This window comes from Streptomyces sp. PU-14G, assembly GCF_041028275.1.
GTDB lineage: Bacteria > Actinomycetota > Actinomycetes > Streptomycetales > Streptomycetaceae > Streptomyces.
In genome coordinates this window covers 1-7,350 of the sequence record NZ_JASKYT010000379.1, presented here as the reverse complement: position 1 = coordinate 7,350, position 7,350 = coordinate 1, and the positions used below count along the sequence as shown (strand labels likewise).

Genomic DNA, 7,350 nt, shown 5'->3' with positions numbered 1-7,350 from the left:
CCCTCGATCCCCTCCCCCGCGCGCGAGCCCGCGGCACCGGGCGCCGGAGCCGGGCCCCCCCCCCCCCCCCCCCCCCCCCCCCCCCCCCCCCCCCCCCCCCCCCCCCCCCCCCCCCCCCCCCCCCCCCCCCCCCGGTGTAGGGCGCGCCGCACCGGGCGCGCCCTACACCGACCCCACTCTCGGCATCCCGGTGTCCACCTCGTGGCGCGGCGAGCCCCGCAACCGGCTGGTGGCCATCGGTGACTCCCTGACCGAGGGTTTCCAAAGCTGCGCCGTCTTCCGGACCGACCTGTCCTACCCGGCGATCATCGCCCACGAACTGGGCTGGTCCGCGCACTTCCGCCACCCCAGCTACGAGGGCTGCGGCGGCCTCCCGCTCAACCTGGAGATGCTGCTGCGCGAGCTGGAGGAGCACTGCGGCAAGGACCTCGACTGGTGGGACACGCCCGCAGCACTGTTCCGGGCCCGCCGGTTCATGGACAAGGTGGAGGACTACTGGGAGCGCGGCGCCGGCTGCGCTCCGGCCACCACCACGGCCGTCAACCACAACCTGGCGGTCTTCGGCTGGGACCTGCGGGACGCGCTGGACAAGTCGGCCGACGTGTGCCGGAAGATGATCGGCGCCCCGCGCGACGACCTGGTGCGGCAGATGGTCGGCAACCCCGGGGAGCGCGCCGCGCTGCGTGCCCTGCCCACCCGGCCGCCCGCCGCGGGAGCGCTCACCCAGGTGGGCGCCGCACGGCTGCTGGGCGAGCAGACAGGCGAGCGCCGGCACGGGGAAGGCGCCGGCGACGCGCGGGAGGGGCAGGAGGGGCGGGACCCCGACCCGGACCACGGGATCGAGACGCTCATCGTCTTCCTCGGGGCCAACAACGCCCTCTCCTCGGTCATCGAACTCGACGTGGCCTGGAGCGGCCCCGGCTACGACGACCTGCGCGAGAAGGGCAAGTACACGGTCTGGCGGCCCGAGCACTTCGCCGCCGAGCTGCGGCAACTGGCCGACGAGGTCGGGCAGATCCGGGCGCGCCACGTCATCTGGTGCGCCGTCCCGCACGTGACGATCGCGCCGATCGCGCGGGGCGTGCACGGCAAGGCGGAGCCGGGCTCGCGCTACTTCCCGTACTACACGCGGCCCTGGATCGGTGACAGCGACTTCGACGTGCGACGCGACCCGCATCTGACGGGCGAGCAGGCACGCGCCGTGGACGCGGCCATCGACCAGTACAACGACGCGATGGCCGAGGCCGTGCGGGCGGCTCGCCGGGCGGGGCGCGACTGGTACCTGCTCGACACGGCCGGCCTGCTGGACCGGCTGGCGTGCCGTCGCTACTTCGAGGACGAGGCGGCGCGGCCCGACTGGTGGTCACCGTATCCGCTGCCCCGCGAGCTGCGCGCGCTCGACCCGGTGCCCAACTCGCGGTTCCTGCTGAGCGACGGTGAGCGGCGCAGCGACGGCGGGCTCTTCTCGCTGGACGGCGTGCACCCCACGACCGTGGCCTACGGGATCCTCGCCCAGGAACTGGTGGGGGTGATGCGCACCGCCGGCGTGGAGTTCCGCACCCCGTACGGGGGCGAGCCCCGGCCCGACCCGGTGCGGGTGGACTTCCAGCGCCTGGTGCGCCGGGACACACTCATCAACCGTCCGCCCGCCAATGTCACCTCGGGCCTCGAGATCATCGGCTGGGCCGACGAGGCGCTGGACGTCCTGGGCCGCGCCCTGTGGTTCGGCCGCAGGGGGAAGTAGCCGCCGGCGGCGTGGTGCGGGGCCGCACCACGCCACCGGCCACCGGCCGTCGGCCGGAGGGCGTACGGGAGCAGCTCAGCTTCCGTTCCCGTGCCGGACCAGCGCCCACGCCAGGCAGCCGAAGGCGGCGGTGTTGCACACGGTACGCACGAGGTTCCAGCGGTTCCACGCGTCCTCGAACCGCTCGCGCAGCCCGGCCAGCCGGTCCGGGTCGTCGGGCAGGCCGCCCGCGTCCAGCGCGTCGTTGAGGGGGACGTTGAACCCCATGGTGATCACGAGAACGGCGAGGTACAGCACGGCCGCCGCCGCGATCCACGGCAGCGTGCCCGTGCTGCCGCCGCCCCACAGCCGCAGCGCTCCCGCGGTGAGGATCAGTATCAGCGACCCGATGAACAACAGCAGGAACCAGCCGTTCAGGATCGCGGCGTTGATCCGCTGCATACCCTCCACGAACGTCCGGTCAGCGGCCCGCCGCAGCCCCGGCATGACGGCGACGGCGAATCCGTAGTAGAGGCCCGCGCTCAGTCCGGTGAGCAGGACGGCCCCGAGCAGTGAGACCCCTTGCAGTGCTCGCACGCCCTTCCCCTCTCTCTTCACTCTTGTCGTTTCGCTCTTGTCGTTGGCTCGTCGTTGGCTCTCGTCATTGGCTCTTGACGTTCGCTCTTGTCGTCGCGACCCGCGCGGGACCGTGCGGGTACGGCTACAGCCAACCGGACGGGGGCGTCCGGTCCCATGGGTCGGACGCTCAGGAGGATGTGCGGGCGTCTGCACCGCCACGCGTGGGATCAGTCGGGGAAAACCGGGACATAACCGGCGTGCCGCACGGGTTCGACAGTCGGATTTTGTCAAGGTCACTCTGCTTCATCCCGGGAGGCGGAGTCGTCCATGCCGAAACTGCTGGCACAGTGCACTGAACAGCGCGGCAGCGAGCCACGGGGGCGGATGACCGTCCTCCATCTCGCTCAACCCGTCGAGGGCGGCGTGGCACGCGTCGTCGCCGCTCTGGCACGGGCGCAGGTCCGTGCGGGGCTGCGCGTCGTGGTGGCCTGTCCCCGCGGCGGCACGCTGGAGCGTGACGCGACCGCCGCGGGCGCGCTGACCGCGCACTGGCCCGCCGCCCGCGAGCCCTCGGCGCGCGTCGCCATGGAGGTGTACGGCGTACGACGGCTGGTCCGCCGGGTACGTCCCGACCTGGTGCACGCGCACAGCGCCAAGGCGGGACTCGCGGCCCGGCTGGCACTGCGCGCCCGCGTCCCCACGATCCACCAGCCGCACGCCTGGTCGTTCGAGGCCGCCCGGGGCCGTACCGCACGGCTGGCCCGCGCCTGGGAACGGTACGCGACACGGTGGGCGGACCGGGTGCTGTGCGTGAGCGAGGCCGAGCGGGAGACCGGCCGCAGGGCCGGAATCGACGCCCGCTGGACGGTCGTGCCCAACGGGGTGGACCTCGACAGGTTCACCGGCGCCCCGTCGCAGCCGCCACCCCCCGGCGGGCTCGCGGACGCCGGGGATCCCGCGGCAGTGCGGGAGATGGCCGGGACGGCGCCGCTGGTGGTGTGCGTGGGCCGGCTGTGCGAACAGAAGGGCCAGCGCCACCTCCTGGCGGCCTGGCCGCGCGTCGCCGCCCGGGTCCCCGGGGCCCGGCTGGTGCTCGTCGGCGACGGACCCGACCGTGAACGGCTGACCCGGCTGGCCCCGCGCGGGGTGGTGTTCGCGGGCGCGCGCGAACAGGTGGACGACTGGTACGCGGTCGCCGACCTGGTGGTGCTGCCGTCCCTGTGGGAGGGCATGGCGCTGACCCCGTTGGAGGCGATGGCCTGCTCACGCCCCGTCGTCGTCACCGATGTGGACGGCTCGCGCGAGCTGCTGCCCCCCGGCCAGGACGTCACCTGCCTCGTCCCGCCGGGCGACGCGCCCGCGCTGGCCGACACCGTGGCGCGGCTGTGCCTCGACGCGCGGCTGCGCGCGGAGTTGGCACAGGCCGCTGCCAAGCACGTACGCGCCGAGTTCGACGTGCGGGAGACGGCCGCCGCCGTGCTGGAGCTGTACCAGGAGGTGCTGAGGGAGCGGCGCGCGCCGGGCGTTCCCGCTGCCGGTCTGCCGGAGGTCCGATGACCACCGACAGCGCGGGCAGCGCCCCGGCCCGGCAGGACACCACGGACAGCACCCCGCACAGCTCCACGGCCGGAACGGACCTCCCCTCCCGGGTGTGCCTCCCGGACAGCGCCCCGGACCCGCGGCAGTCCGCGGAGCCGGACGAGACCACCCCCACGGCTGCCAAGGCCGCTCCCGTCGTGCCCCGCCCGGTGTCGGGCACCGGCCCCGAGGTCGAGCCCGCCGCGGTGCCGGAGCCCGGCGGCCGGTTGTCCGTACCGGCGGCGTCGTCCGGACCCGCGCCCCCGACCGACTCCGCGCCCCCGGTGCCGCCCGGCCCCGCGCCCGCGGTGCCGTCGGTACGCGTGCTCCCGGTGCCGTCGGCGCGCGGTCCCGTGCCGGTGGGGCCGCCCCGTTCCGCCGCCCGGCGCCGCCGCGCGGCGGCCGTGCCACTGGCCGCCTGCGACCTGGTGGGGACCGCCCTCGCCGTACTGGTCTGCGCGGACGGCCAGGCCTCGGCGCTCCTGCTGGCGTCCACGGGCGCGAGCCTGGTGGCCCTGTGCAGGCGGGCGGGCCTGTACCGTCCGGGCCTCGACCCGCAGGCACTGGACGAACTTCCCGCGCTCGGCGCTCGGGTGGCCGCAGCCTGGTGCGTGGGGGTCACCGTGCTGGCGGTGTGCGGCGGCTCCGGGACACTCAGCCTGGCCGGCATGCTCGCCGCAGTCACCCTCACCACCGCGCTGGCCTGCTCGGCTCGCGCGCTGGTGCACGGACAGCGCCGCCACCGGGGCCGCCGCAGCCCGCGTGCCACCCTGGTCGTGGGGCGCGGCGGGACGGCGCGTGCGGTCACCACGGCCCTCAGAGAGCGCTCCCGGTACGGGCTGTGGCCTGTGGGCCTGGTGGAGCCGGCAGCAGCCGAGGCCACACCCGACTCGCCCGACACGCTCGGCACGCCCGACTCACCCGGCGCCCTCGCCTCCCCCGGTGCGCCCGGCGCGCGCACCTGCCCCGGCACGGACGTCGGCGTCGGTATCGGGACGGGCGTCGGTATCGGGACGGACGTCGGCGTCGGGACGGACGTCGGCGTTGGCGAGGTCGAGGACCGCGCGGCCGGGCCGCTTCCGCTGCCGGTCGCCGCCACCCTGGAAGAGGTGGCACGGGAGGTCGCGCGCAGCGGCGTCCAGGACGTCGTGTTCGTCCGCTCTCCTTGGGAGGAGGCGCACACCGCCGCGCTGGCCGGGCTGCTGGGCCGGTACGGGGTGACCGGCTGGCTGGTACGGCCCGGCTGCGCGCTGGGAGCGCACGGCCCGCACGCCGTTCTCGGCGGCGGCCCGACCCCCGACGCCCACCTGTGGGGCTTCAGCTGCCGACGGCTGGTACTGGACTGTCCTCGCCCGCGCACCGGTGTGCGCAAACGGGCGCTCGACCTCGCGCTGGTGACCCCCGCGCTGGTGGTGGCGGCCCCGGTGCTGGCCACCTGCGCGCTGGCCGTGCGACTGCTGGACGGACCCGGCGTGCTGTTCAGGCAAGAGCGGATCGGCCAGGGCGGGCGGCCGTTCACCCTGCTGAAGTTCCGCACCGTGCGGCCCGCGGACGCGCACGAGGCGGCGACCCGGTGGACGGTCGCCGGTGACGCGCGCACCAGCCGGATCGGCAGACTGCTGCGCCGCACCTCGCTCGACGAACTGCCGCAGCTGTGGAACGTCGTGCGCGGCGACATGAGCCTGGTCGGGCCCCGCCCCGAACGCCCCTATTTCGTGCGGCAGTTCAGCCAGCTCCACCCCGGCTACGCGCAGCGGCACCGCACACCCGTCGGCATCACCGGGCTGGCGCAGGTCCACGGGCTGCGCGGTGACACCTCCATCGAGGACCGCGCCCGGTTCGACAACCACTACATCGAGACCTGGTCGCTGTGGCAGGACGTGCGCATCATGTGCCGCACCGCCACCTCGTTCTTCCGGCTGGAGGGCCGGTGAGGGCGCTGCCCGCGGGGCCTCGCACGTCGGTACTGGGCTCACCGTTCCCCCGGCTCGGCCGGTACGAGCCGGTGGTGCCCGTCGTGGTGACGGTCCTGCTCCTGTGCGCCCCCGCCGACCGTACGAGCCTTGACGGGCAGGGCGGTGTCACGCTGGCGGACGCCGCCTCGGGCGCTCTCGTGGTCTGGTGCGTGCTCAGGCTGGTGCGGGGGCGACGGGGCGGGGACGCCGGGCCGGCCCTGACCCGCCGGGCCGTGCTCGTACTCGGCGGACCTGCCGCGGCGTTCGCCGTCGCGACGATCGCTTCCGCCGACCCCGCAGCGAGCCTGCCCGGGTTCGTGCGCTACCTCCAGCTGTTCGTCCTCGTCCCCGGAGCGGTGCTGCTGTCGCTGCGCGACGCGCGCGACGCGCGGCTGGTGTGCGCGGCGGTGGTGGTGCTGGCACTCGTGCAGGGCACGGTCGGTGTCGTCCAGTCCGCCACCGGGACAGGCGCCTCCTACAGGGGGGAGAACGTACGGGCCGTGGGCACCTTCGGCGCGCTCGACGTGATGGGCATGTCGACGGTCGTCTCCTACGGGCTGGTGGCCACGCTCGCGCTGGGCCTGAACCCGCCCGCCGCCGCTCCTCGGTGGCTGCGTCCTGGCGCGCTGGGTTGCGCGGTCGTGCTGCTGGTGCCGCTGGCCCTCTCCTACAGCCGGGGCGCGTGGATCGCGACCGCGGCGGCGTGTCTGCTGCTGCTTGCGCTGCGCGGTGCGCGGACGGCGGTGCCTGCCCTGGCCGCGCTGGCAGCAGCCGGGGTGGTGCTGGTCGGCGGCCTGTCGGTGGGCTCGCAGCAACTGGCCGAGCGCGCCCGCAGCATCACCGAGGTCTCCTCCTCTCCCGACCAGTCGGTGACCGACCGCTACAGCCTGTGGAGCGCGGCGGTCGGCATGTGGCGTGAGGCGCCGGCGACGGGCGTCGGCCCCAAGGGGTTTCCCGCGCACCGCGACGCACACGCCTCCCTCGCGCTCTCCTCCGGCAGCGACACGGCGGGCGCGGGGGTGCGCTTCCAGCGGGAGCCGCTGCTGTCGCCGCACAACATGTACCTCCTCGTCCTGAGCGAGCAGGGGCTCGTGGGCGCCGTTGCTCTCGTCGGCTCCTGGGCGGCACTGATGGTGTGCGGTCTGCGGCGGGTGCGCACGGCCCATCGCGGGGGGCCGGGTGCCCGAGCCGCCGACTGCGGCATGGTGGCCGTCGGTCTCCTCGCCTGGCAGGGCATCGACTTCCTCTACGGCGACATCGGCGGACCCTCCACCGTGCTGACCGCTGTGGTGCTGGGCCTGGCCGCCTGGTGGGCGCTCTCCCCCGCCGCGGAAGGGGCCGTCGACGGGGGCTCCGCTCGATGACCGACGCCGCTCCCCGCCACCCCACCCCTTCCCCCCCCCCCCCCCCCCCCCCCCCCCCCCCCCCCCCCCCCCCCCCCCCCCCCCCCCCCCCCCCCCCCCCCCCCCCCCCCCCCCCCCCCCCCCCCCCCCACCAGGCGGCCAGGCCCAGCAC

At 75.5% G+C, this 7,350-nt stretch carries 5 protein-coding genes; 4 read left to right on the top strand and 1 reads right to left on the bottom strand.

What is annotated here, in order from left to right; genetic code table 11:
- The first annotated feature begins 190 nt into the window (after positions 1–190).
- Positions 191–1,744, top strand: a complete 1,554-nt coding sequence (locus AB8Z75_RS29310; RefSeq protein ID WP_369207228.1) for a hypothetical protein — start codon at positions 191–193, stop codon at positions 1,742–1,744.
- 75 nt (positions 1,745–1,819) lie between these two features.
- On the opposite strand, the gene AB8Z75_RS29305 is transcribed toward AB8Z75_RS29310, so the two are convergent.
- The gene (locus AB8Z75_RS29305; RefSeq protein ID WP_369207226.1) at positions 1,820–2,320 is read right to left on the bottom strand and encodes a DUF1772 domain-containing protein; all 501 of its coding nucleotides are present in this window, start codon (positions 2,318–2,320) and stop codon (positions 1,820–1,822) included.
- A gap of 309 nt (positions 2,321–2,629) precedes the next feature.
- On the opposite strand from AB8Z75_RS29305, the gene AB8Z75_RS29300 reads away from it, so the two are divergent.
- Genes AB8Z75_RS29300 through AB8Z75_RS29290 form a run of 3 tightly spaced genes read left to right on the top strand, consistent with a single transcriptional unit; the run spans position 2,630 to position 7,199 of the window.
- Positions 2,630–3,859 carry a glycosyltransferase family 4 protein gene (locus AB8Z75_RS29300; protein ID WP_369207224.1) on the top strand — a complete coding sequence of 410 codons (1,230 nt, stop codon included), beginning with the start codon at positions 2,630–2,632 and terminating at the stop codon, positions 3,857–3,859.
- The gene (locus AB8Z75_RS29295; protein ID WP_369207222.1) at positions 3,856–5,814 is read left to right on the top strand and encodes a sugar transferase; all 1,959 of its coding nucleotides are present in this window, start codon (positions 3,856–3,858) and stop codon (positions 5,812–5,814) included. The genes AB8Z75_RS29300 and AB8Z75_RS29295 overlap by 4 nt, the downstream gene beginning before the upstream one ends.
- A gap of 5 nt (positions 5,815–5,819) precedes the next feature.
- Positions 5,820–7,199 carry an O-antigen ligase family protein gene (locus tag AB8Z75_RS29290; RefSeq protein ID WP_369207230.1) on the top strand — a complete coding sequence of 460 codons (1,380 nt, stop codon included), beginning with the start codon at positions 5,820–5,822 and terminating at the stop codon, positions 7,197–7,199.
- Positions 7,200–7,350 lie beyond the last annotated feature (151 nt).